24 protein-coding genes are annotated in these 24737 nt (G+C 28.5%); 13 read left to right on the forward strand and 11 right to left on the reverse strand.

All coding sequences use genetic code 11. The features are described from left to right. Nucleotides 1-67 precede the first annotated feature (67 nt). The 12 genes from nadA to ribD all read left to right on the forward strand — a co-directional run bounded on the left by nadA (nucleotide 68) and on the right by ribD (nucleotide 11382). On the forward strand, nucleotides 68-1057 hold the full coding sequence (gene nadA / locus B0174_RS05625; protein ID WP_108558683.1) for a quinolinate synthase NadA: 990 nt from the start codon (nucleotides 68-70) through the stop codon (nucleotides 1055-1057). Next, nucleotides 1054-1875 (forward strand): carboxylating nicotinate-nucleotide diphosphorylase, encoded by an 822-nt coding sequence (nadC, locus tag B0174_RS05630; protein ID WP_108558684.1) that lies wholly within the window; start codon nucleotides 1054-1056, stop codon nucleotides 1873-1875. Before nadA ends, nadC begins: the two co-directional genes overlap by 4 nt. Before the next feature lie 44 nt (nucleotides 1876-1919). After that, a complete protein-coding gene (locus tag B0174_RS05635) occupies nucleotides 1920-2870 on the forward strand; it encodes a DHH family phosphoesterase (protein WP_228156422.1) in 951 nt (316 codons plus the stop codon). Next, nucleotides 2854-4236 (forward strand): M23 family metallopeptidase, encoded by a 1383-nt coding sequence (locus B0174_RS05640; protein ID WP_108558686.1) that lies wholly within the window; start codon nucleotides 2854-2856, stop codon nucleotides 4234-4236. Before B0174_RS05635 ends, B0174_RS05640 begins: the two co-directional genes overlap by 17 nt. Continuing rightward, on the forward strand, nucleotides 4233-5138 hold the full coding sequence (gene lpxC / locus B0174_RS05645) for a UDP-3-O-acyl-N-acetylglucosamine deacetylase (RefSeq protein WP_108558687.1): 906 nt from the start codon (nucleotides 4233-4235) through the stop codon (nucleotides 5136-5138). Before B0174_RS05640 ends, lpxC begins: the two co-directional genes overlap by 4 nt. 8 nt (nucleotides 5139-5146) lie before the next feature. Continuing rightward, a complete protein-coding gene (locus B0174_RS05650) occupies nucleotides 5147-5599 on the forward strand; it encodes a hypothetical protein (protein ID WP_108558688.1) in 453 nt (150 codons plus the stop codon). Nucleotides 5600-5617: 18 nt separating this feature from the next. Further along, nucleotides 5618-6499: a homoserine kinase gene (thrB, locus tag B0174_RS05655; RefSeq protein WP_108558689.1), complete on the forward strand. Its 882-nt coding sequence runs from the start codon at nucleotides 5618-5620 to the stop codon at nucleotides 6497-6499. Between the two features lie 36 nt (nucleotides 6500-6535). After that, nucleotides 6536-6811, forward strand: coding sequence for a YlxR family protein (locus tag B0174_RS05660; protein ID WP_108558690.1), 276 nt, complete (start codon nucleotides 6536-6538; stop codon nucleotides 6809-6811). Further along, complete coding sequence (infB, locus tag B0174_RS05665) at nucleotides 6801-9494, forward strand: translation initiation factor IF-2 (RefSeq protein ID WP_108558691.1); 2694 nt, start codon at nucleotides 6801-6803, stop codon at nucleotides 9492-9494. Before B0174_RS05660 ends, infB begins: the two co-directional genes overlap by 11 nt. Then, on the forward strand, nucleotides 9494-9853 hold the full coding sequence (gene rbfA, locus B0174_RS05670; RefSeq protein WP_108558692.1) for a 30S ribosome-binding factor RbfA: 360 nt from the start codon (nucleotides 9494-9496) through the stop codon (nucleotides 9851-9853). Before infB ends, rbfA begins: the two co-directional genes overlap by 1 nt. Further along, a complete protein-coding gene (rimP, locus tag B0174_RS05675) occupies nucleotides 9850-10278 on the forward strand; it encodes a ribosome maturation factor RimP (protein ID WP_108558693.1) in 429 nt (142 codons plus the stop codon). Before rbfA ends, rimP begins: the two co-directional genes overlap by 4 nt. Nucleotides 10279-10377: 99 nt before the next feature. Then, on the forward strand, nucleotides 10378-11382 hold the full coding sequence (gene ribD, locus B0174_RS05680; RefSeq protein ID WP_108558694.1) for a bifunctional diaminohydroxyphosphoribosylaminopyrimidine deaminase/5-amino-6-(5-phosphoribosylamino)uracil reductase RibD: 1005 nt from the start codon (nucleotides 10378-10380) through the stop codon (nucleotides 11380-11382). A 24-nt stretch (nucleotides 11383-11406) separates the two neighbouring features. Here the strand turns inward: ribD and efp are convergent, their stop codons facing one another. The 7 genes from efp to pheS form a co-directional block, all read right to left on the reverse strand. After that, entirely contained in the window at nucleotides 11407-11967 is a 561-nt protein-coding gene (efp, locus tag B0174_RS05685; RefSeq protein WP_108558695.1) for an elongation factor P, read from the reverse strand. A gap of 9 nt (nucleotides 11968-11976) precedes the next feature. Then, the gene (gene serA, locus B0174_RS05690) at nucleotides 11977-13560 is read right to left on the reverse strand and encodes a phosphoglycerate dehydrogenase (protein ID WP_108558696.1); all 1584 of its coding nucleotides are present in this window, start codon (nucleotides 13558-13560) and stop codon (nucleotides 11977-11979) included. Between the two features lie 14 nt (nucleotides 13561-13574). Continuing rightward, nucleotides 13575-15227 carry a 30S ribosomal protein S1 gene (locus B0174_RS05695; protein ID WP_108558697.1) on the reverse strand — a complete coding sequence of 551 codons (1653 nt, stop codon included), beginning with the start codon at nucleotides 15225-15227 and terminating at the stop codon, nucleotides 13575-13577. 67 nt (nucleotides 15228-15294) lie between these two features. After that, nucleotides 15295-16131 carry a 4-hydroxy-3-methylbut-2-enyl diphosphate reductase gene (locus B0174_RS05700; RefSeq protein WP_108558698.1) on the reverse strand — a complete coding sequence of 279 codons (837 nt, stop codon included), beginning with the start codon at nucleotides 16129-16131 and terminating at the stop codon, nucleotides 15295-15297. 12 nt (nucleotides 16132-16143) lie between these two features. Further along, entirely contained in the window at nucleotides 16144-17424 is a 1281-nt protein-coding gene (aroA, locus tag B0174_RS05705; protein ID WP_108558699.1) for a 3-phosphoshikimate 1-carboxyvinyltransferase, read from the reverse strand. A gap of 16 nt (nucleotides 17425-17440) precedes the next feature. Continuing rightward, nucleotides 17441-19762, reverse strand: a complete 2322-nt coding sequence (pheT, locus tag B0174_RS05710) for a phenylalanine--tRNA ligase subunit beta (protein WP_108558700.1) — start codon at nucleotides 19760-19762, stop codon at nucleotides 17441-17443. Further along, the gene (gene pheS / locus B0174_RS05715) at nucleotides 19759-20757 is read right to left on the reverse strand and encodes a phenylalanine--tRNA ligase subunit alpha (RefSeq protein ID WP_108558701.1); all 999 of its coding nucleotides are present in this window, start codon (nucleotides 20755-20757) and stop codon (nucleotides 19759-19761) included. The genes pheT and pheS overlap by 4 nt, the downstream gene beginning before the upstream one ends. 130 nt (nucleotides 20758-20887) lie before the next feature. Between pheS and B0174_RS05720 the strand changes: the two genes are divergently transcribed. Further along, nucleotides 20888-21217, forward strand: a complete 330-nt coding sequence (locus tag B0174_RS05720) for a histidine triad nucleotide-binding protein (RefSeq protein ID WP_108558702.1) — start codon at nucleotides 20888-20890, stop codon at nucleotides 21215-21217. Between the two features lie 34 nt (nucleotides 21218-21251). Here the strand turns inward: B0174_RS05720 and accA are convergent, their stop codons facing one another. The 4 genes from accA to fabG all read right to left on the reverse strand — a co-directional run bounded on the left by accA (nucleotide 21252) and on the right by fabG (nucleotide 24694). Next, nucleotides 21252-22190, reverse strand: a complete 939-nt coding sequence (gene accA, locus B0174_RS05725) for an acetyl-CoA carboxylase carboxyl transferase subunit alpha (protein WP_108558703.1) — start codon at nucleotides 22188-22190, stop codon at nucleotides 21252-21254. 66 nt (nucleotides 22191-22256) lie between these two features. Next, a complete protein-coding gene (locus tag B0174_RS05730; RefSeq protein WP_108558704.1) occupies nucleotides 22257-23513 on the reverse strand; it encodes a beta-ketoacyl-ACP synthase II in 1257 nt (418 codons plus the stop codon). Between the two features lie 113 nt (nucleotides 23514-23626). Beyond that, on the reverse strand, nucleotides 23627-23857 hold the full coding sequence (gene acpP, locus B0174_RS05735) for an acyl carrier protein (protein WP_108558705.1): 231 nt from the start codon (nucleotides 23855-23857) through the stop codon (nucleotides 23627-23629). A 93-nt stretch (nucleotides 23858-23950) separates the two neighbouring features. Continuing rightward, on the reverse strand, nucleotides 23951-24694 hold the full coding sequence (fabG, locus tag B0174_RS05740) for a 3-oxoacyl-ACP reductase FabG (protein ID WP_108558706.1): 744 nt from the start codon (nucleotides 24692-24694) through the stop codon (nucleotides 23951-23953). Between the last annotated feature and the right edge of the window lie 43 nt (nucleotides 24695-24737).

The raw sequence follows: 24737 nt of genomic DNA on the forward strand, positions 1-24737 counted from the left end.
GTGATTAAATGAGATTATAACTAAAGTTTTGTTATATTCACATTTAACAAAAATTTGAAGGTTTATTTTGAATTTAAAAGAAGAAATACTAAAATTAAAAAAAGAGTTAGATGTTACATTAGTTGCTCACTTTTACCAAAGGGACGAAGTATTTGAATTAGCTGATATTACAGGTGATTCATTGGAACTTGCTAAAAAAGTGATGCTTACAGATTCAAAATATGTTGTATTTTGTGGAGTTGGTTTTATGGGCGAGAGCGTAAAAGTTATGAGTCCAGAAAAAACAGTTCTTATGCCAAAAATCGCCTGTTGTGCAATGGCTAGGATGATCGATGTTGGATATTTTGAAGAGAATCTAAAAAAGATAAATGAAGCTGGAATTTCAAACGATGATATTTTACCAATAACTTATATAAATTCAAGTGCTGCTGTTAAAGCAAAAGTTGGACAAATGGGTGGAATGGTTTGTACTTCTTCAAATGCTTATAAGATTATTGAAAAAGGTTTGAAATCTGGTAAAAAAATATTTTTTGTTCCAGATAGATGTTTGGGACAAAATTTTGCAAAATCTTTAAATCTAAAATCTGCAATAGTTGGTGATGGAAGTGATTTAAATGAAGCTGATGTTATTTGTTATAACGGCTTTTGTTCAGTTCATCAACAATTTTCTGTAGAAGATATAGCGTTTTATAGACAAAAATTTCCAGAGATTTTGATAGCTGTTCATCCTGAATGTGATCCTAGTGTTTGTGATGCGGCTGATTTTGTTGGTTCAACTTCTCAATTGATTACTTATATTAAAAATCTAAAGCCAGAGCAAAAAATTGCAGTTGGAACAGAGTTTAATATGGTAAATAGATTAAGAGATAAAAATACTTATATTTTAAGTTCAACAAAACCAGAATGTCCAACAATGAATGAAACAACACTACAAGATGTTTACAATACTTTAAAATCTATAAAAGATAATAATATATCAAAAGAGTGTGAAATTGTTGTTTCACAAGATACAGCAAAGTGGGCGAAAGTTGCTCTTGAAAGGATGTTTGAAGTATGATAAATATTAAAAGATTTGTTAAAAATGCCATTATTGAAGATAATGGAAGAGGAGATTTATTCTTTGATGTTGCTCCAAAAGGAAGATTTACAGCTCGTGCGATTTGTAAATCAGATGGAATTTTAGCTGGTGTTCAATATGCAAAAGTATTAGCCAGAACTGAAAAGTTTGATTGTAAATTTTTGAAACATGATGGTGATGTATTAAAAAAAGGTGATGTTATTGCTGAACTTGAAGGAAAAGCATCAATTTTACTTTCATCAGAGAGAACTTTTTTGAATATGCTACAACACGCAAGTGGAATTGCAACTATGGCAAATAAATATGCAAAACTAATTGAGGGAACAGGTGTAGTTTTGCTTGATACTAGAAAAACAAGACCACAACTTAGAGATTTTGAAAAATATGCTTCTAGAGTTGGTGGAGCTATAAATCATAGACTAGGACTTGATGATTGTTTGATGTTAAAAGATACTCACTTAAGAACAATAGATAATCTTGAAGAGTTTGTAAAAAAAGCTAGAAAAAGAATTTCTTGGGTTACAAAAATAGAAATTGAATGTGAAACTTTTGAGCAAGTTAAAGAAGCTATGCATGCAGGTGGAGATATTATAATGTGCGATAATATGAATATTAAGCAAATCGAAAAAGTTGTAGCTTTTAGAAATGAAAAATATCCTCATATTTTATTAGAAGCTAGTGGAAATATTAATCTTGATACTATAAAAACTTATGCTTTATCAGGTGTTGATGCTATTAGTAGTGGAAGTATTATTCATCAAGCAACTTGGCTTGATTTTTCTATGAAGTTTGATTAGAGTTTGATTTGAAAAAAGATTTTATAACATGCAATAAAGTAGATATGTCTGAATATACAAAAGCTTTACAGCTTATTGAAAAAAGTAGATATATTTTAATAATTACTCATGTAAATCCAGATCCTGATTCGATTGGGTCTGCCTTGGCACTATCTAATTTATTTCATGAAAATAAGATAAAACATAAAGTTTTTAATATAAGTTCAGATTTACCACAAAACCTTGATTTTATACCAAGATTTGATAAAATTAGCGATCAGTTACCAGCGTTTTTTGATTTAGCTATTAGTGTTGATTGTGGAACTTATAAAAGATTGGGGTTTGAGCTTGATCCTACAATTCCACTAATAAATTTTGATCATCATAAATCAAATAATAATTTTGGAACAGTAAATATAGTAGATTCACAAAAAAGTTCAACTGCTGAATTGGTTTTTGAATTTTTTAAACATAATGGATTGTATATTACAAAAGATTCAGCGACAGCACTTTATGTTGGTATTTATGATGATACTTTAGCATTTTCTTTGGGAAGATGTGATGAAAAAACATTTGAAAAAATAAATTTTTTAGTGGAGTGTGGAGCAAGTCCCTCTGAAATAGCAAATAAACTTTTACGAAGAGATTCTTTGGCAAAATACAGAATTATTCCAAGAATTTTAGATAGTTTAGAGTTATTTAAAGATGGAGAAGTAGCTTCAATAGTTGCTTACGAAGAGTGGTTTAAGCAAACGGGCGCTCATAATAGAGATTGTGAAGATGCCCTTGATATGATTATGAGTATAGCAATTGTAAGAATTGCATTTTTTATAAGAGTAGTAAATGGAGTATCAAGGGTATCATTACGATCAAAAGGGCAAATAGATGTTTCTAAAATTGCAGGAGAATTTGGTGGCGGTGGTCATTTTAATGCTTCTGGTTGTACAATAGAAACAGCAGATGTTGAAAAAGCAAAAGAAATAGTATTAAAGGAAATTTTTGAAATTTACAAGTAAAAACGGAACAGCATTTGGGATTTTTATAATCCTTTTAGTATTGGTTTTGGCAATTGTTGCCTTTTTATTTTTATCACCTACATTCGAAAGGGTTGCTCCTAAAGTATTAGTTGAAAAAGAGATTTACTGGAACTTACAAAAACCAATAAAAATAAATATTACAGATAATAATGAAATAAAATCATATATGATTAGTTTTAATGATGGACAAAAACAAATTACATTAGATACAAAAGTTGTTAAAAATGAAAAAGGTTCACTAGAATTAGAAATATTACCTCCTTCATTTGATGAAAGTTATAAACCAAAAGAAGGAACGCTTAAATTTGATGTTTATGATGCAAGTAAATGGAATTTTTTTAAGGGAAATCAAACAGTTGTAACTTCTAAATTGATAATTGATAGAAAAAGTCCAATTGCAAATGTTATTTCAAATTCTTATTTATTAAGACAAGGTGGAGCTGGAGTTATTGTTGTTGAAGTTTCGGATGAGAATTTAAAAGATTATTATATTTCATTTAATGATGAAGAAGTTTTTGAACTTTTTCCTTTTTATAAAAAGAATTTTTATATATCTATTATAACTTGGCCTGTTCAAACTAAAGAGTTTAAAAGAGTAAATTTGGTGGCTGTGGATATGGCTGGAAATAAAACTGTAACAAAAGTTCCTTTTTATATTAAAAACTTTGTAGAAAAAACTGATGATATAAAGGTATCTGATGATTTTATTAATAGTGTAAGTAGACAAGTTTTAGAAACAAGTGAAATGAGTATCCCAAATGATGCTCCTGAAATATTTGTAAAATCTAATAAAGAACTTAGAGAAAAAAATATTAAAACTATTAAAGAAGTTGTGAAAAAGAATTTTTCTAATACTTTAATTACTTCATATGATATTAAACCTTTTTTAAGATTAGAAAATGCAGCAACAGTTGCTGGTTTTGGAGAAAGAAGAAGTTATTTTTATAATGATCAAAAAATTGATGAAGAGTGGCATTTAGGAAATGACTGGGCAAGTGTTAAAAGAGCACCAATTAAAACATTTAATGATGGAAAAGTAATATTTAAAGATTATTTAGGAATTTATGGAAATGCAATTATTTTAGATCATGGACTAGGAATTGCGAGTCTTTATGCACATACAAGTAGTGCAAATGTTGAATTAAATGATGAAGTAAAAGCTGGACAACAAATAGCAAATACAGGTGCAACAGGAGCTGTATTTGGAGATCATTTACATTTTGGTATGTTAGTTCAAGGAATAGAAGTAAATCCTAATGAATGGCTTGATTTTACTTGGATGAAAACTAATGTTACAAAAACAATAGAAGATTCTATAAAAATAATAAATGGAAGCACTAAATGAAGCAAAGAACAATAGCAAAATCTATTGAAATAGTTGGGATTGGACTTCATAAAGGAGTTCCTGTAAAAATGAAACTTGAACCACTTGATAGTGATATGGGAATTGTTTTTTACAGAGTTGATGCAGGAGTTACAATTCCATTAAAAAAAGAGTATGTAGTTGATACAAAAATGGCAACTGTAATAGGAAAAGATGGAGTGGTGATTTCAACAATTGAACATCTTTTATCAGCTGTTTATGCTTATGGAATTGATAATTTAAGAATAGTAATTGATAATGATGAAGTTCCTGTTCTTGATGGAAGTTCTGCTGGATATTGCATGTTACTTGAAGAAGCTGGAATCAAAGAATTAGAAAAATCAAAAAAAGCAATTAAAATCAAAAAAATGGTTGAAGTAACAACTCCTGATGGAAAAAGAGTTTGTTTAAAACCATCAAATAGAATTGTTTATGATTTTGAAATTGATTTTGAACATCCAGCAATTGGAAAACAAAAGTTTCATTTTGATTATTCGATTTCAGAATATAAAGAAAATATTAGTCGTGCTAGAACATTCGGTTTTTTACATGAAGTTCAATATTTAAGAAGTATTGGATTAGCTCAAGGTGGAAGTATGGAAAATGCTATTGTTCTTGATCAAACAAAAGTTTTAAATCCTGAGGGTTTAAGATTTGATGATGAGTTTGTAAGACATAAAATCTTAGATGCAATTGGTGATATGGCACTTTTAGAATATACAATGGTTGGAGAATATGATGCAATTGCTGGAAGTCATCATTTAAATCATTTACTTACGAAAAAACTTTTTGAGAGTGCTGAAAATTATGAAATAATTGATTTAGAAGAAGCAAGTAGTGAAGCTGTTGTATTTGAAATGGCTTATGCGAATGCTGATAACTAAGGTAAAAATTGATTGAAGTTTTAGTAATTACTATTTCAAATCCATTATTAATTGGAATTTATGAAAATAAGAAATTAATAAAAGAACATAAATTAGATGGTAAAACATCTGATTTATTACCAAGTTTATTTGAACAACTTCTTAAAGATTATAATATTGATAAAATAATTTATGTAAATTCACCAGGCTCATTTATGGCTATAAAAATAGCTTATATATTTTTGAAAACAATAAGCATAATAAAAAATATTAAGTTAGAAGCTTGTGAGGGCTTTGAATTTAACCAAAACTCACCAATAAAAGCTCTTGGAAAAAAATACTTTATAAGAAATGAAAATGAAGTTAAAGTGGATTTTTTAGAAAAAGAGTGTATAATCCACGACTTTAAATTACCAATGTGTATAGAAAAATATAATTTTAACGAAGAAACACTGCCAATATATAATTTACCAGCTGTTTAAAGTTTAAGAAGGAAATGGATGAAAGTAAGCGTTCCCGCTACTAGTGCAAATTTAGGCCCAGGTTTTGACTGCTTAGGTCTAGCAATCTCAATGAAAAACCAAGTAATCATAAGACCATCAAAATTTCATAGTGTTTCTCTAAAAGGTGAGGGTGCTAATAATCCTGCTTTAAAAGATAACAATATGTTTATTTCAATATTTAATGATTTTTATCATAATTTATCGTACAAAAAAAGACATTTTAGATTTGAATTTCAAAATGAAATTCCATTATCAAGAGGTTTAGGAAGTTCATCTGCTGTTATAGTTTCAGCAATTGCAAGTGCTTATGCGATTGAGGGAATTAAACTTGAAAAAGATAAATTATTAAATTTGGCTTTAGCTTATGAAAGTCATCCTGATAATATTACACCTGCTGTTATGGGTGGATTTAATGTGGCTTGTGTTCAAGAAAATGAAGTAAGATATATAAGAAAAGAAATACCAAAAAGTTTAAAAGCTGTTGTAGTTGTGCCAAATAGAGCAATTTCAACTCAACTTTCAAGAAAAACTCTACCTTTTAAATATTCAAAAGAAGATACAGTTTTTAATATTTCACATTCATCGTTATTAACAGCTGCATTTATGGCTGAAGATTGGGAAATGTTGAAGCATGCTTCATATGATCAAGTTCATCAAAAATATAGAATGAAACAAATGCCAGAACTTTTTGATGTTCAAAAAACTTCATTAAAAGAAGGTGCTTTAATGAGTACATTATCAGGTTCTGGATCAACTCTTTTTTCAATGAGTTATGCTGATGATAGTAAAAATTTAGAAAAAGCCTTAAAGCTTAAATTTCCTCATTTTAAAGTATTTGTTGCTGATTTTGATAATAGTGGTGTAAGAGTTGAAATTTGAAAATCTTTGATATTAAGTATATTTTAGGTATAATATTTGCCTAGTTTAAAAAATATCTTAAGAACTTGCGTTGTTTGCCGAGGCAAATTTGAACAAAAAGAGTTATTAAGACTAAAATGTGAAGAAAAAAAGTTATTGTTTTACAATAATTTTGGTAGAAGTTTTTATATCTGTTGTGAATGCGAAAAGCTATTACAAGCAGATATAAGTGGAAAAGATTATAAAAGAATCGAAAAATCACTTTGTAAAGAGTGTAAAAATAAAGATAAGTATGTCACACAACTTAAGGAGATGCTAACAGATGTCAGATAAAGTAAGAGTTTATGAAATTGCAGAAGAAGCGGGAGCAAGTAGCCAAGATGTTATTGCAAAAGCTAAAGATTTAGGAATAGAACTAAAATCACCCCAAAGTGCAGTATCATATGAAGATGCTGAAGAAATTACAAAATATATCATGACTGGAAACAGTTCAAAATTACCAAGTAAACCAGCATCTAAAGCAAAAAAAGTTATTGAAGACAAGACGCAAGAAATTGCTGAAGAAGTAAAAGAGACTAAAATTGAATTAGAAAAAGTTGAAGTTATTGAAAAAAATGAGCCTGAAGCTACAAAAAAACCAGAGTTAAAAAAAGTTATAATTTCAAAACCTATTTCAAAACCTGCTTTAAAATCTGCTCAAGAAGAATTTGATAAACCTGAAGTTAATCCTGATAATGCAAGTAAAATTGTACCTAAAAGAAGAGGTTTAGTTATTGTTAAAAAGAATAAACCTAAAGAGGAAGAAGTTGTTGTAAAATCATATGATTCTGATCTTCAAAACAAAAAGAAAATGAAATCATTGAGTGAAATTTTAGGTGTAAATGAAGAAGATGATAAATCAAATAGCAATAATTACAATTTAAGTGAAGAACAAAGAAGAAATAGAATTAAAAAAGAGAAAAAGAAAATTATAGTAAAAGCTCAAGATCATGGAAAAAGACTTGATGTAGATAGAGCTTATACTGATGATTTTGTTAGTTCTGATGATTCTTTACTTGGAGAAGAAGTTGTTTTATTAGATATGGGATTAAACGATAATCTTAAAATCTTTGATGAGCCAAAACCTCAAAATCCTGCTAAACAATCAAGAAGTTCAAGACCAGCTGCTTTTGGAAATTCACCTCAAGGTTTAAAAAGAGGGAAAAGAAAAAAAAGAATAGCTAGAACTCAAGAAGTTATTGAAATAACAGAAGTTGCAATTCCTGAAGATATTAGAGTTTATGAATTTGCAGAAGCTTGTGGTAAATCAACAGCTGAAGTTATAACTGTTCTATTTTCTTTAGGAATGATGGTTACTAAAAACGATTTCTTAAAACAAGATGAGTTAGAAATTTTAGGTGAAGAATTTGGTATTGAAGTAACAGTTAGAGATGCATTGGAAGATGTAAATTATGTTGGTGAATATCATGATGAAGAAACAGATGATGATAATTTAGTTACAAGACCTCCTGTTGTTACAATTATGGGACATGTTGACCATGGTAAAACTTCACTATTAGATAGAATTAGATCTTCTAAAATAGCTTCAGGTGAAGCAGGTGGAATTACTCAACATATTTCATCTTACACAGTAGAAAAAAATGGACAAAAAATCACATTTGTGGATACTCCAGGACATGCTGCTTTCTCTGCTATGAGATCAAGAGGAACTGCAATTACTGATATTGTTATTATTGTTGTTGCAGCTGATGATGGTGTTAAGCCTCAAACAGAAGAAGTTATTTCACATGCAAAAGCAAGTGGTTGCCCAATTATTGTGGCAATTAATAAAATGGATAAAGAAACTGCTAATCCAGATATGGTAAAAGCACAAATGGCTGAAAGAGGACTAACTCCAATCGATTGGGGTGGAAATACAGAATTCATAGGTGTTTCAGCTCTAAAAGGTACTGGAATTGATGAATTATTAGAAAATATTTTAATTCAAGCAGAGTTATTAGAACTAAAAGCTGATCCAACAGTAAAAGCAAAAGCTGCTGTTATAGAATCTTCACTAGAAAAAGGTAGAGGTCCAGTTGCCACTATTATTGTTCAAAATGGAACACTAAAAATTGGTGATAATATTGTTTGTGATACTACTTTTGGTAGAGTAAAAGCAATTACTGATGATAATGGGAATCCAGTTAAAGAACTTGGGCTTTCAGAAACAGGAACAGTTTTAGGATTAAATGAAGTTCCAATTACTGGTACTGTTATGGTTGTTATGGATACAGATAAAGAAGCTAGAGATATTGCAACAACTAGAGCTGAACATGCACGAGCTAAAGAGTTGTCAAAATCGACAAAAGTTTCATTAGAAGAAATGAGTGGATTAATTGCAGAGGGTAAAATAAAAGCTCTTCCTGTTATCATTAAAACGGATGTTGGTGGTTCTTTAGAAGCAATTAAAGGTTCATTAGAACAAATTGCAAATGATGAAGTAAAAGTAAAAGTAATTCATGCAGCTGTTGGTGGAATAACTGAATCAGATTTAGTTTTAGCTGGTGCATCTGATGGTTGTATTATTTTAGGATTTAATGTAAGACCTACAGGTTCTGTTAAATCAAAAGCAAAAGCTGATGGAATTACTATTAATACATATTCAATTATTTATGATTTAATTGATGATATTAAAGATACTTTATCTGGAATGATGAGTGCTGTTATTAGAGAAGAAAATACTGGTCAAGCAGAAGTTAGAGATACATTCGTTGTTCCAAAAGTAGGAACAGTGGCTGGATGTTTAGTAACAGATGGTAAAGTTATCCGTGGTGGACATGCAAGAATTATTAGAGATGGTATTGTTACATATACAGGTAAAATTTCATCATTAAAAAGATTTAAAGATGATGCTAAAGAAGTTGCTAACGGTTATGAGTGTGGTATTATGTTTGAAAAATTTAATGATATTAAACCAGGCGATTTTATTGAGACATTTATTCAAATTGAAGAGAAAGTTTCAGTAGATAAAAGATAATGAAAAGTATTAATTTACAAAGAACAGAATCTCTACTTATGGAGTTAATTCCTGAAGCACTATCAAATTTAGTTGATAGTAGAATTAACTCTTTAGCAATTACAGCAGTTAATTGCAAAAATGGTAAATATGATGCAATAGTTTATTTTGATGCTACTGATTATGACAAGGTTGAAATAAGAGAAATTATTGCTTTATTAAATAAGGCAAATGGAAGATTAAAGACACATATATTAGCAAGTACAGGTTGGTATAAATGTCCAAACTTTACTTTTCTAAATGATACATCTTTAGAAAAATCAAAAAATATTGAAGCATTATTTGCTAAAATAAGAAAACCAAAAAGTGAAGAAGAATGAGTTTAGAAGAATCAATTAAATTAGCAGTTGAAAGTTTAGGTGCTAATCTTTATGACATCGTAAGTACAAAAGAACATGATAGAAATATTTTCAGGGTTTTAGTTACAGCTGAAAATGGAATTAGTTTAGATAAGTGTGCAGAAATTTCAAGAATGATTTCACCTATTTTGGATGTAGATGAACCAATGGGTGGAGAATATATTTTAGAAGTAAGTTCACCTGGAATTGAAAGAAAACTTAGAAAAAAAGATCATTTTTTAGGTTCTGTTGGTGAAAAAGTTAAAATTAAAAACTTTGCAATGGAAATATTTAAAGGTGAATTAATTTCTGCTGATAATGAAAAAATAGTTGTTAAAACAGAATTTGGTGATGATGAAATTACTTATGATTCGATTTTAGCAGCAGCTACATACTTCGAATGGTAAAATAATAATTAATAGAGAGAACTCTCTATTAATTTTAACACTAATTAAAACTACTTTATATATATTAACTTCTTTAAAAAATCAGAAAAGTGAATTAAAATGAAAATAGATGATAACTTTTATATGAAATTAGCAATTGATGAAGCTTGGAAATATCAACTTTTAACTTATCCAAATCCAGCTGTTGGTTGTGTAATTGTTAAAGATGGAAAGCTTTTAGCAATAGAAGCCCATAAAGAAGCAGGACAAGCTCATGCTGAAGTTAATGCACTAAAAGCTGCATTTTTAAATTATAACCCAAATTCTGTACTAAAAACAAAACAAAATTCAGAGGATATACATGATTTTTTAATAAAAAATCATAATAATTTTTTTAATGATTGTGAAATTTATGTAACATTAGAACCATGTAATCATATTGGCAAAACACCTGCTTGCGCAAACCTTTTAAAAGAGCTAAAACCTAAAAGAGTAATTATAAGTGTTAAAGATACAAATAATATAGCTTCAGGTGGCATAGAAACCCTTTTAAATGAAAATATAAAGATAACAGTAGGTGTACTTGAAAATGAAGGAAATAACCTGATATTACCATTTCTTTCATGGCAAAATAAAACATCTATATTTTTTAAAATCGCTCAAACATTAAATGGGGCAACTAATGGAAAAATCTCTTCAAATAGAGGATTAGCTTATGTTCATGCATTAAGAGATAAAATAGATTTATTAGTAATTGGTGGAAATACAATTAGAATTGATAAACCAACTTTAGATACAAGATATATTCAAGGAAATAATCCTGATATATTTATATACAGTAAAAATAAAATCTTTGATAAAAATATTCCATTATTTAAAACAGCAAACAGAAAAGTAATAATTTCAGATGATTTATTTAAATTGCTTGATTATAAATTTGTTATGATAGAAGGAACTTATAATTTACTTGAAAAGTTAAAGCAAAGAATTGATTTTATTATATTAATTATTAGCCCAAAAATCAAGAACGGTGACAACGCTTCAAATGAAATAAATATGGATTTTGAAATAATGCATGAAAATTATATTGGAGAGGATAAGATAGTTTTTTTAAAAAGAAAATAAGAAAGTAAAATAGTAGCAAAGCTACTATTTTACTTTTTCTAAATATTCACCAGTTCTTGTGTCACATTTAATAATGTCACCTTCAAGAATATGAAAAGGAATTTGTACAACAGCACCTGATTCTAAAGTAGCAGGTTTTCTGCCACCTTGAGAATCACCTTTATAGTTTGGTGGTGTTTCTACAATTTTTAATTCAACAACCATTGGAGGCTCAACTGTGATAGCTTTTCCATTGTAATACATCATATCACAAGTCATTCCATCAATAATCCAATCAAAAGCTTCTCCAACTTGATCATAAGTTAAACCCTCTTGTTCATAAGTTGTGTTATCCATAAATTGTAATAATTCACCATCATCATATAAAAATTGCATTTGTTTTTGTTGTAAATTTGGAACTTCACACTTATCACCTGCATGGAAAGTTTTTTCAATTAGTTTTCCATTTAAAAATGATTTGATTTTACATCTAACAAATGCAGCACCTTTACCAGGTTTTACATGTTGATATTCTGTAATTTTATAAGGAATACCATCTACTTCAATTTTTAATCCTTTTTTTAATTCGCTCATACCAATTGCCATAGTTTCTCCTTATATTTCTGCGTATGCAACTGCAATTGCAGCTTCTAAATTATCTAGTTTTTTTAATATATCAGAATTAACTTTTTCATCAACAAGAATAACAGCTAAAGCACCATCTTTTCCTCTTGAAAGTCTAAAGTCAGCAATATTAATATTATTATTGCCTAAGATTTTTCCAACTTCACCAATCACACCTGGTACATCATTGTTTCTCATAACAATCATTTTACCTTTTGGTTCAATATCTAATGAGAATCCATTAATTTCAACAACTCTTTGTACATCTTCATTAAATACAGTTCCTGAAATTGTTTTTACACCAGTTGGTGTAGTGATTTTAATAGAAACTTTATTTTGGTAGCCACTATGATTAGATAATCCAGATGTAGTTAATTCTATACCTTTTTCTTTTGCAATAAAGTTAGCATTTACATAGTTAACTTCATCTCCTGAAGATACAGATAATACACCAACAGTAGCGAAAGTTTGTAAAGAATCAAGATATTCAGAAACTTGACCCTCAGCTGAGATATTAATTGATCTAATTTCGCTTTTACTTAATTGTGCAATTAAAAATGCCATTTTTTGTGTTAATTCAATATATGGTTTTACAAATGATGGAATTTTACTTTCATCAATTGGAAGATTTAATGCATTTGGATATGCAATTCCACGAGCTGATTCAATAGCATTATTTGCAGCTTGAACAGAGATTTCTCTTTGTGACTCTTTTGTATTTGCTCCTAAGTGAGCAGTCACAGTTACATTTGGTAAATCTAATAAAGGATGATTAGTTGCAGGTTCTTTGATAAATACATCAATTCCAGCCATTGCAATTTTTCCAGATTTTAAGTTTTCTACCAATGCATCTTCATTGTATAATCCACCTCTTGCGCAGTTAATTAAAACTACACCATCTTTCATTTTTGCAATTTCTTCAAAACCAATCATATTGATTGTTTCTTTATTTTTTGGCGTATGAATTGTAATAATATCACAAGATAAAATATCGTCAAAATTAGTTGTGTATTTTATACCTAAATCAGTTGCTTTAGTTGAAGGAATATATGGATCGTAAGTAATTACTTCCATTTCAAATGATTTAGCTCTAAGTGCAACTCTATGACCAATATTTCCAAAACCAATAACACCTAGTTTTTTACCATAAAGTTCATTTCCATACCAATCTTCTCTTTTCCAAACTCTATCAATTTTTAACTGATTATGAGCATAAGGAAATTTTCTCATACAAGATAACATGTGAGTCATAGTTAATTCAACTGCTGCTATTGTGTTTGCAGTTGGAACATTCATTGCGATTATCCCTCTTTTGCTACAACCCTCAATATCAACATTATCATAACCAACACCAGCTCTAATAATTGCTTTTAAATTAACAGCTGCATTTAAAAACTTTTCATCAACATCAGTTGATGATCTAGTAATTGCAACATGCGCATCTTTGATAATATTTAATAATTCTGTTTTATTTACATCTGCTGCATATATATAATTTACATCTTCAGTATTTTGAAGAATTTGTAACCCAGCTTCATGTATATGGTCACAAACTACAATTGTATGTTTACTCATCTAAATAAATCCTATTATTTCATTTGATCTTTTATAATGTCACCTAAAGTCATAGATGAGTCATCATTTACAGATTTTAAAACTTCTCTTTCTAATTGTTGCTCTAATCTTCTAACAGATAATCTAACTCTATTTTTTTTAGTGTCAATATTTACAACAACAGCTTCAATTTCATCACCATTTTTTACTTCATCAGCTTTTAATGGACCAAAATCTTCATTTCTAATTAAACCATCAAGATTATTTTCAAGTTTTATAAAGATACCAAATTCTTTTGCATCTTTAACAATCCCTTTTACAATATCTCCGATTTTATAGGCATCTTGGAATTTTTTAGCAGGAGAATCAGCAATTTCTTTAATTGATAATGAAATATTTTCTTTTTCTTTATCTATTTTAATAATTCTAACTTCAACTTCATCACCTTTTTTATAAAGTGTTTTACATTTTGCATTTGGTTCCCATGAAGCTTCTTCGTTATGTAATAAACCATCAACATCTCCGATACTAACAAATGCACCAAAATCAGTTAATGTAGCAATTTTACCTTTAATTACATCACCAATTTTATGTTCATTTGTGAATTTTGCGAAAGGTTTTTCTTGAAGATTTTTTAAAGAAACTCTTAATCTTTTTTGTGCGATATTTAATTCAATAACTTCAACATTGATTTCTTCACCAATTGTTAAAAGTTCTTTTGGATTTTTTAAGTTTTTATTCCATGAAATTTCTGAAATATGTAATAAACCTTCAATATCATTTCCTAAATCAACAAATGCACCATAAGATTCGAAATTAGAAACTGTAACTGTAATAGTATCTCCAACTTCTAATTCATCTTTGATTTCTTCCCAAGGATTAGAAAGTGCAGCTTTGATAGATAATGATAAATGTTGTTTTATTTTGTCATAAGATAAAACTACAACAGAAACTTCATCACCTTCGTTGTAATAATTTGCAGGATTTACAGGACCTTTGTACGAGATTTCATTGTAGTTTACTAAACCATCAATTCCACCTAAATCTACAAACATTCCATAAGAAGTAATTTTTTTGATAGTTCCAATAACTGGTTCTTTATTGTCTAAAATTTCAGTTACTTTATTATCTTTTACAGCTTTTGATTCTTCAATTAATTTTTTTCTTGAAACAATAATTGAATTTTGTTCTTTATTTACTTTAATAACTTTTGCTTTAACAGTTTTTCCAATTGCTCCGATAGCTTTTAAATAAGATTGTGCCATAGGCATGAAATATTCACAACCATCAATATCTTCAATTATAAAACCACCTCTTTGTTTAACAGAAACGATTTTACCTTCAATAGTTACATCTTCTATATTTTCACCATGAGTTTTTACAAAAGCATCAAACTTTTCTTTTTGTAAAACTTTTTTATGTGAAATACTTGGTCTTTCACCTCTGCTTCCCATTAACATAACAGGAATTGTGTCACCAACTTTGTATTTAACTTCACCACCAATTGTAATTTCTGAAATGTTTAATTGACCTTCGATTTTTTGACCAACATCAACTAAAACTCTTTCACTATTAATTTCAACAATTACACCATCAACTACAGAGTTATTTTCTGCATTCTCGAAAGACTCATTAAGCATTTGCTCAAAATCAAAGTCTTCACCTAAATCAATATCTTCGATACCCATTTTATTCCTTCATATTTACCAGTTTTATTAAATGGGACGATTATACAAAAAATTGGCTTAAAAACTCTTAGTTAATTGATTCTATTTTGTCTACAACTTGCTGTATTATCCAATCAGGAGTACTAGCACCTGCTGTTACACCACATAACTTTTTATTTAAAAACCAGTGATTATCTAGTTCAGTTTGGTTCTCAATTAAGTAAGAATCAGGACAATTTTCTAAACAAATTGAGTGTAATTGTTTTGTATTTGATGAGTTTTTTCCTCCAATTACAATCATGACATCTACTTCTTTTGAAAGTTCTCTTGCAGCATCTTGATTTTCAAATGTTGCATCACAAATTGTATTAAAAACTCTGACTTCTTTATTTTTTAGAATCAAATAATTTACAATTTCTAGATATTTTTCTTTCTTTTTTGTTGTTTGTGCAACTGTTGCAATTTTATTATTTTTGAAAATAATGTTTTTTAAATCATGTGGTTCTAATACAATATGAACATCATCTTGATTTTCTGCATAAGATTGAACACCTTTAACTTCTGGATGATCTGCATCACCAAAAATAAGAATAGAATAGCCCTCTCCTGACATTTTTTTAACTATTTGTTGTGGAGTTGTAACAAATGGACAAGTTGCATTTATGATTTTTGCATTTAATGTTCTTAAATGTTTCAAATCATTTTTTGGAATGCCATGGGTTCTAATAATAACTGTATCGTTGTCTTTTACATCACTTAAATTATTATATAATCCTACTTTAAAATCATTTTTCAATCTATTTATTTCATCTTGATTATGAATAAGAGGACCCATTGTTGCAGAATTATCATACTCCTCTGCTATTTTAATTGCTCTTTTTACACCAAAACAAAATCCATAATTTGATGCTAATTTTACTTTCATATTAATTTGCCTTTATTTATATAAAGAGTCTAGTATTTCTTTAAAATTTGGGAATGAAGTATCTATACATTGTGTATCTTTAATCTCCATATCACTATTTAGTCCAGCAATTGCAAAACTCATAGCAATCCTATGATCTCCATGTGAGTTTATTGTGGCTTTATTCATTGTTCCACCAATTATCTCATATCCATCTTCAAATTCTGTATATGTAACTCCACAAAGCTTTAGGTTATTTACTACCCTTGAAATTCTATCTGACTCTTTTACTCTTAACTCTTTTGCATTTGAAACTTTTGATTTTCCATTTGCTAAACTCATAGCAATTGATAAAGCTGGTAACTCATCAATTAACCAAGATATATTTTCACTTACAACAACCCCATTTAATTCATTATTGATTATTTCAATATCACCAATTGGTTCATAAATATTTTCTTTTTCAATGAAATTTACGATAACACCCATTTTTTTTAAAACTATATAAGCTTCTATTCTTGTTGGATTTAAAGTTACATTTTTAATAAAAACTCTTGAACCTTTTGTTATAGCAGCAGCTAAAGCAAAGAAAAATGCTGATGAAGGATCAGTTGGAACCGTAATATTTAACGGTTTTAAATGTCCAGATAAAGGATGAATATTTATAAATCCATCTTTATCATTTTCAAGTTTTGCACCCATTCCTTTTAACATTCGTTCGGTATGATCTCTAGTTAATTCATTTTCTTTATATTTTGAAATACCAGAGGCTCTAAGAGCCGCTAGAATCATTGCTGATTTTACTTGTGCTGAATCCACTGGCGAATGATAAGTAAATGGCTGTAATTCTTTTACACCTCTTATAAATAAAGGAGCTTTATTTCCATTTTCTCTTCCATCTATTAATGCACCAATACTTCTTAAAGGAACAGCAACTCTATTCATTGGTCTATTTCTTAAGTATTTATCTCCTGTTAATGTAAATGCACCATCAATTGAAGCCAATAAACCACAAAACAGTCTCATTGCAGTTCCAGAGTTTCCGCAATCAAGTACATCGGATGGTTCATTTAAAATAGGAGTTGGAGTTATTTCAACACTTGAGCCATCTCTTTTGATAGTTGCTCCAAGTTGTTCCACGATACTTAAAGTATTTAGAGTATCCTCAGCTGTTAAATAATTTTTTATATATGAAGTTTGATTTGAAAAAAGTGAAAACATCGCACATCTGTGAGATATAGATTTGTCACTTGCAATTGAATCTATTTCTATATCAAATGCTTTTGTTAATTTTTTTATAGTAAATTTTTCCACTTTTTTCCTTTTGTAATTATTGTCTTAAACCAATTGATAATTCATTATTTAGTACATCTAAAATTGAGTTTATAGTTTTTGTAATATCTTCTTCTTCCATTGTTTTTTCATCATTTTGTAAAACAAATCTTATTGTTAAACTTTCATTATCTGCTAATTTTTCATCATGATAAATATCAATTAAATTAAACTGTTTAATATTTTTATTATTTAAAGAATTAATTACTTTTTTTACTTCTTTATATTCTAACGATTTTGGAGCAATAATAGTTAAATCTTTTTTTGATGATTGAAACTTTGAATAAGAACCTGTTTTAATAATCTCATTTTTAATTGCTTCAAAATCAATTTCAGCAATAAATGTATCATTTAAATCATAATCTTCACAAACACTTGGATGTAGTTTACAAATATATCCAACTACTTTCCCATCAATTAAAACATTAGCATTTTGGTATGGATGAATAAATAAATTATCTATTTGTGTCATTGGTTCTAAATCAAATTTTCCAATTGTATTTAATACTTTTTTTGAAAAAGAGAAGAAATCAATATTCTTTGGTTTTCCAGCATTTGAAATCTCTTCTTGCTCAATTGAACCTGTTTGAATAAATGAAATCTTTTTAGATTCATTTCTATTCTCATCAAAAATAGTTCCTATTTCAAAAAATGCGGTTGATCTAGCTCCAACTTTAAAATTATTTGCACAAGCTTCTACTAAATTTAATAAAATTGTACTTCTAAAAGTATTTAGTTCTTTCACAATTGGATTGATTAAATCAAGTTCATCTTTTACTGTTTTAAAACCATATTTTTCTAAGCTTTCTTTTGAAGAAAATACATAAGTTAATGTTTCATAAAAACCATTTTCTATTGCTTTAAATCTTAATTTATTTTTTTTAATTAAGTCATTTGAAGTTTTATTAACTCTATTTACTTCATCGATTTGCAAAGGTTTTGCAATAATGTTATCAATTCCAATAATTCTTACAATCTCTTCTGTAATATCTGCAATATTTTTTATGTCATGTCTATAATAAGGGATTTTTATAACTAAAACACTACCAATATCTTTAACTTCAAAACCTAATGAAATAAGAATTCTTTCAATTTCAATTTTAGGTATTTCTTGACCAATAATAGCATTAATTTTATTTACACTTATATCTAATGTTAGTTTTTCTTTATCTTCTACAAAAGTTTCACAACCACCATAAACAGAAGCACCAAATTTAGAAACTAATGTTGAAAGATAATTCATACCAAAATCAATATTTGGTTCACTTCCTCTTGAAGCTCTATAATAAACTTCTCCAGTTTTTATTTTTGCATCAAAAACTTTTTTTGATATTAATTCGGGATTAATATATGAAGCTTCGATAATAAAGTTTGTATAATCTTTTTCTATATCATTGTGTTCAACACAAACTTTACTTAATTGCTCTGTTCCATAAATGTTATCAAATCCTAATTCATCTTTTTTAATATACATAATATTAAGATTTTCACCTTTTATAGTTTTTTCTTTAGGATATGCATTTAAAATTACACCAGTTGTATGAGTTGTATAAGTTAAAATATTTTTTACATCATTATCTTCTTGGAATTTACCAATTATTGCAGTTCTTAGTTTTTGTAAAATATTTAGTTTAAAATCTGAAAAATCAATAACAATAAAAGATAAAGATGAATCAATATATTTATCGCATTCTATTTCTAAAAGTTGACCAATACCTAATTTATTGTAATTAATTTTTTTATCACATTCAATTAATACAATTGAATAAAATGCACTTAATTCTCTTACTATTCCATATATACTTAAACAATCACCTCTATTTGCAGTTAATCCAATTTCAATAATGTCATCATTTAGTTTTGAATATTCTTTTAACTCTTTTCCTAAAACTAATTCACCAATAGAATCATCAAGTTCTAATATTCCATCATTTAATTTTGGAAGTCCAAGTTCAGTTGAAGAACAAATCATTCCATTTGATTCAACACCTCTTAATTTTGCTTCTTTAATGATAAAATTATTTCCTAAATCACATCCTACTGTTGCAACTGGTACAAATTGTCCCGCTTCAACATTTTTTGCACCACAAACTATTTGAACTTGATGAGTTCCTAAATCAACTTGACAAATATTTAATTTATCAGCATCTGGATGTTTAACTTTTTCTAAAACTTTTCCAACTACAACTTTAGGAGCAATTGTAATTTTTTCTAAACTATCAACCTCAAAACCAATAGCATTTAGAGTTTTACAAATTTCATCTGTTGAAATTTTTGAAATATCAATAAATTCTTCTAACCAACTTCTAGTAATTATCATTTGAATTGTCCTAATAGTCTTGTATCACTTTCAAATAGTGATCTTAAATCTCCAATATTATGAATTAGCATTGCGAATCTTTCAACTCCTAATCCAAAAGCATATCCTGATTTATTTTCATAACCAACAGCTTTGAATACATTTTCATCTACAATTCCACAACCTAAAACTTCAAGCCATCCTGTTTGTGAACAAACTCTACAACCATCACCTTTACAAAACACACATGAAATATCAACTTCAGCAGATGGTTCTGTGAATGGGAAAAAAGAGGGTCTAAATCTAACTTCTACATCTCCAAACATATGTTGTAAAAATTCAACTAAAACATGTTTTAAATTTGCAAAAGATACTTTGTCCGCAACATCCACAACTAATGCTTCAATTTGGTGAAACATAGGAGTATGAGTAATATCAAAATCTCTTCTAAAAACAGTTCCTGGAGCTATCATTCTAATAGGCGTATTTGGGTCTTGTTTTAGCATAGTTCTTATTTGAACAGGTGAAGTATGTGTTCTTAATAATGTGTAATCTTTGTTATAAAAAGTGTCTTGCATATCTCTTGCTGGGTGATATTTAGGAAGATTTAATGCTTCAAAATTATGAAAATCATCTTCAACAAGAGGTCCTTCTTCCACTGCAAAATTTAGATTTTGGAAATATCTTATAATTCTATCCATTGTTTCAACAACAGGATGTGTTGCACCACAAGTTAATTCATTATTAAATCTTGTTACATCAATTTTTTCATTTTCTAGTTTATTATTTAGTGCAATTTTTTCTAAAACAATTTTTTTTGATTCTAGTGTTGCTGTAATTAACTCTTTTTGAGTATTTAAATTTTCTGCAAAAACTTTTTTTTCTTCGTTTGGAACACTTTTCATTTTAGCAAATTCTAAAGTTAAGATACCTTTTTTACCTAAAGTATCAATTCTAAGATTTTCTAATTCTTCAAGTGATGTTGCATTGGTTATTTTTTCAATCCACTGTGTCACTTTTTTCTCCCTAAATTTATAAATAATTATCTTGGATTTTAATTATTTGTATCAGTATTTTAGGGATTATACATAAAGATTTATTAGAGTTTGGTTATAATATTTTACTATTTAATTTCAAGGAAAGATAATGTGTATATTCTGTAAGATTGTAAAAGGTGAGATACCAAATCAAACTATTTTAGAGGATGAAAAGTTTTTAGCATTTAATGATATTAATCCTACAAGAAAAGTTCATGTATTAATTATTCCAAAAGAACACTATGCTTCTTTTGATGTAATACCTTCTCATGTTATGGTTGAAATGACAGAATTTATTCAAAAAGTAGCTGGTATTTTAGATGTAAAACAGAGTGGTTACAGATTAATTACAAATGTTGGAGATGATGGCGGACAAGAAGTTCATCATTTACATTTTCATATAATTGGTGGTGAACCAGTTGGTAGATTAGTTAGATAACAAGAAGTTTTAAAACTTTTTGTTATCTTTAAACTTATTTTTCTAAAAAAGAACCTAAGTTCATGATTTTTTGATATTTATTTTCTAACCTTTTTTCAGGAGTTAATTTTTTTAACTGCTCTAAAGATGATAAAAAATATTCTTTTAAAGCTAAAATAGCTTCTTCTTTTTTTCTATGTGCTCCAATTAAAGGCTCATTTATAACATCATCAATAAGTTTTAACTCTTTTAAATTTTCTGCAGTAATCTTTAATGCATTCGCTGCCGTTTCAACTTTTGTAGGGTCATTCCATAAAATTGCACTACAGCCCTCAGGCGAAATAACAGCATAAACTGAATATCTCATCATTGCTAGTTTATCAGCAACTGAAATAGCTAATGCTCCACCTGAACCACCTTCTCCGATTACAACCGAAACAGTAGGAGTTGTTAAATCCGCAAATTCATATAAATTTCTAGCAATTGCTTCACTTTGACATCTTTCTTCAGCTCCAATTCCTGGATAGGCACCTGGAGTATCAACTAGCATAAGAATAGGAATTTGAAATTTTTCAGCCATTTTTGCAGCTCTTAATGCTTTTCTATATCCCTCAGGGCTAGGCATCCCAAAATTTCTGTGAAGTTTATCTTTTGTTCCTCTACCTTTTTGTTCACCAATAACTAGTACTTTTTGAGTACCAATATATCCCAAATAACATACTATTGCATGATCATCAATATAGTGTCTATCCCCATGAATTTCATAAGCATTAGTTAATAAAGCATTTATGTAATCTAATGAATAAGGTCTGTCTGGATGACGAGCAAGTTGGAGTTTTTGATAATCACTTAAGTTTTTAAAAGTTTTTTCAACTTCTTTTTCTAGTTTTTTTTCTAAAATATCAACAGCATGTTCATCTGATTTTGTTTTTGCTGTAATTATCTCGTCTTCAATCTTTTTGATTTTGTCTTCAAATTCTAAGTAAGTTGCCAATTTTTTCCCTTTAAAAAAAAAGAGATAATCTACAATTATCTCTTTTACACTTAGGTTTTATTTTAATTATTTTATGTATTTTCTAAATATTACAGAACCATTAGTTCCACCAAAACCAAAATTATTGCTCATAACTGTAGTTAAGTTAGCTTTTCTAGCAATATTTGCTACATAATCTAAATCACATTCAGGGTCTTGATTATCTATATTGATTGTTGGAGGAATAATTCCCTCATTTAATGCTTTAATAGTAAAAATTGCTTCAATTGCACCAGCTGCACCCAAACAATGTCCAATTTGACCTTTTGTTGAAGATACCAATGGAATATCTTTTCCATCAAATAGTGCTTTAATTGCTGCTGTTTCATTTTTATCACCAACAGGAGTTGATGTTCCATGAGCATTGATATAATCAATTTTTGGATATTCTCCAGTGATATTCTTTGCCATTTCAAATGCCGCTTTCATAGCTCTTAAAGGACCATCCATAACAGGTGAAGTAATATGATTTGCATCACCTGATTCACCAAATCCAATAATTTCAGCATAAATTTTAGCACCTCTTGCAAGAGCAATTTCTAAATCTTCTACAACTAAAGCTCCAGCACCCTCACCCATAACAAAACCATCTCTATCAATGTCAAATGGTCTTGATGATTTCTTTGGATCATCATTTCTTGTAGATAATGCTTTCATTGCAGCAAATCCTGCAACACCTGCAGCACAAACAGCACTTTCAGCTCCAACAACTAAAACTCTGTCAGCTCCACCAATCATAATAGTTTTTACAGCATCATTTAATGCATGAGTTGAAGCAGCACAAGCAGTTACATGTGCTAATGATGGACCTCTTAAATTATGTTCAATAGAAATAAATCCACTTAGCATATTAGCTAGTGATGATGGAATAAAGAAAGGTGAAACTTTTCTTGAACCTTTTGTTTCACAAACAACAGAGTTTCTTTCAATAGTTGATAAACCACCAATTCCAGAACCTGAAATCATTCCAAATCTATCAGCAATTGAGGCATCAACTTTTTTATTTTCTTGCGTTATATAACCTGAATCAATCATTGCTTCAAGAGCTGCTTTAATACCTAATTGAATAAATCTATCAGCTTTTTTTACTTCTTTTTTGTCCATTACAGTTGTTGGATCAAAATCTTTTACTTCTCCAGCAATCTTTACAGAAAATTCACTTGCATCAAATAGTGTAATAGTGTCAATACCACAAACACCATTTACAACAGCTTCAAAAGAATCTTTTACATTATGTCCTGTAGAATTAATAGTACCAATACCCGTTACAACAACTCTTCTCATTTAAATATGCTCCATGTTTTTATATTATTTGAATTATTCAATCTTTTACAAAAAAACTCAATAGTTTAAATATAAATAGAAGAATTAATCTTCTATTTAAAATAGCGTATAAATTACGCGTTATTTTCGATGTATTTTATAGCATCAGCAACAGTTAAAATTTTTTCAGCATCTTCATCTGGGATTTCAATGTCAAATTTTTCTTCTAAAGCCATAACTAATTCAACAACATCTAGTGAATCTGCACCTAAGTCTTCAATAAACTTTGAATCTTCTTTTACTTCTGCTGGGTCACAATCTAATTGCTCAATAACAACTTCTTTTACATCATCTAATAATGCCATATTTATTTCCTTTTATAAAATTATTTATGTATTATAACAAAAAAGTTTTTAAAAACTCTTTTAAATTAAATATTTGAACTCTTATTAAAAATATTAAACGTACAATCCACCGTTAACTTTTAATATTTCACCTGTAATATATGAAGCATGATCACTTAATAAAAATGCCACTGCATCAGCTATTTCTGCGGGTTGACCAAATCTTGAAAGAGGAATATTTTTTTCATATTCAGCTTTAACTTCGTCTTTTAATTCATGTGTCATATCTGTTTGAATGAATCCAGGAGTTACTGCGTTATATCTAATTCCTCTTGAAGCTGCTTCTTTTGCAAATGATTTTGTCATTGCATTTAATCCACCTTTTGAAGCAGAATAGTTAGTTTGACCAGCATTTCCCATCTCTCCAACAATAGATGAAATATTTACAACTGCACCAAATCTTTTTTTACTCATTACTTTTAAAGCTTCTCTACATCCAATAAATGAAGATGTTAAGTTTGCATTTATTACATCATTAAAATCAGCAACACTCATTCTTAAAGCCAATTTATCTTTTGTAATACCTGCATTGTTTACTAAATATGCTAATTCACCATCTGAATCAATAATCGTTTTTATTGCTTGTGAAAACTCTTCTTCATTTGTAACATCTGCTTTTATAATTGCAGCAGTTCCACCAGCTTTTTCAATCTCTTCTTTGATAGCAAGTGCAGCATCTGCACCACTTCTATAATTTATCCAAACTTTTAGTCCAAAAGAGCCAAGTGTTTTTGCAATTTGAGCTCCAATTCCTTTACTTGCACCTGTGATTAATACATTAGAACCTGTAAATTTCATTTATATCCTTTTAATTTTTTACATTAATTGTTTATTATATCAA

The sequence above is a fragment of the Arcobacter caeni genome (assembly GCF_003063245.1).
GTDB lineage: Bacteria > Campylobacterota > Campylobacteria > Campylobacterales > Arcobacteraceae > Aliarcobacter > Aliarcobacter caeni.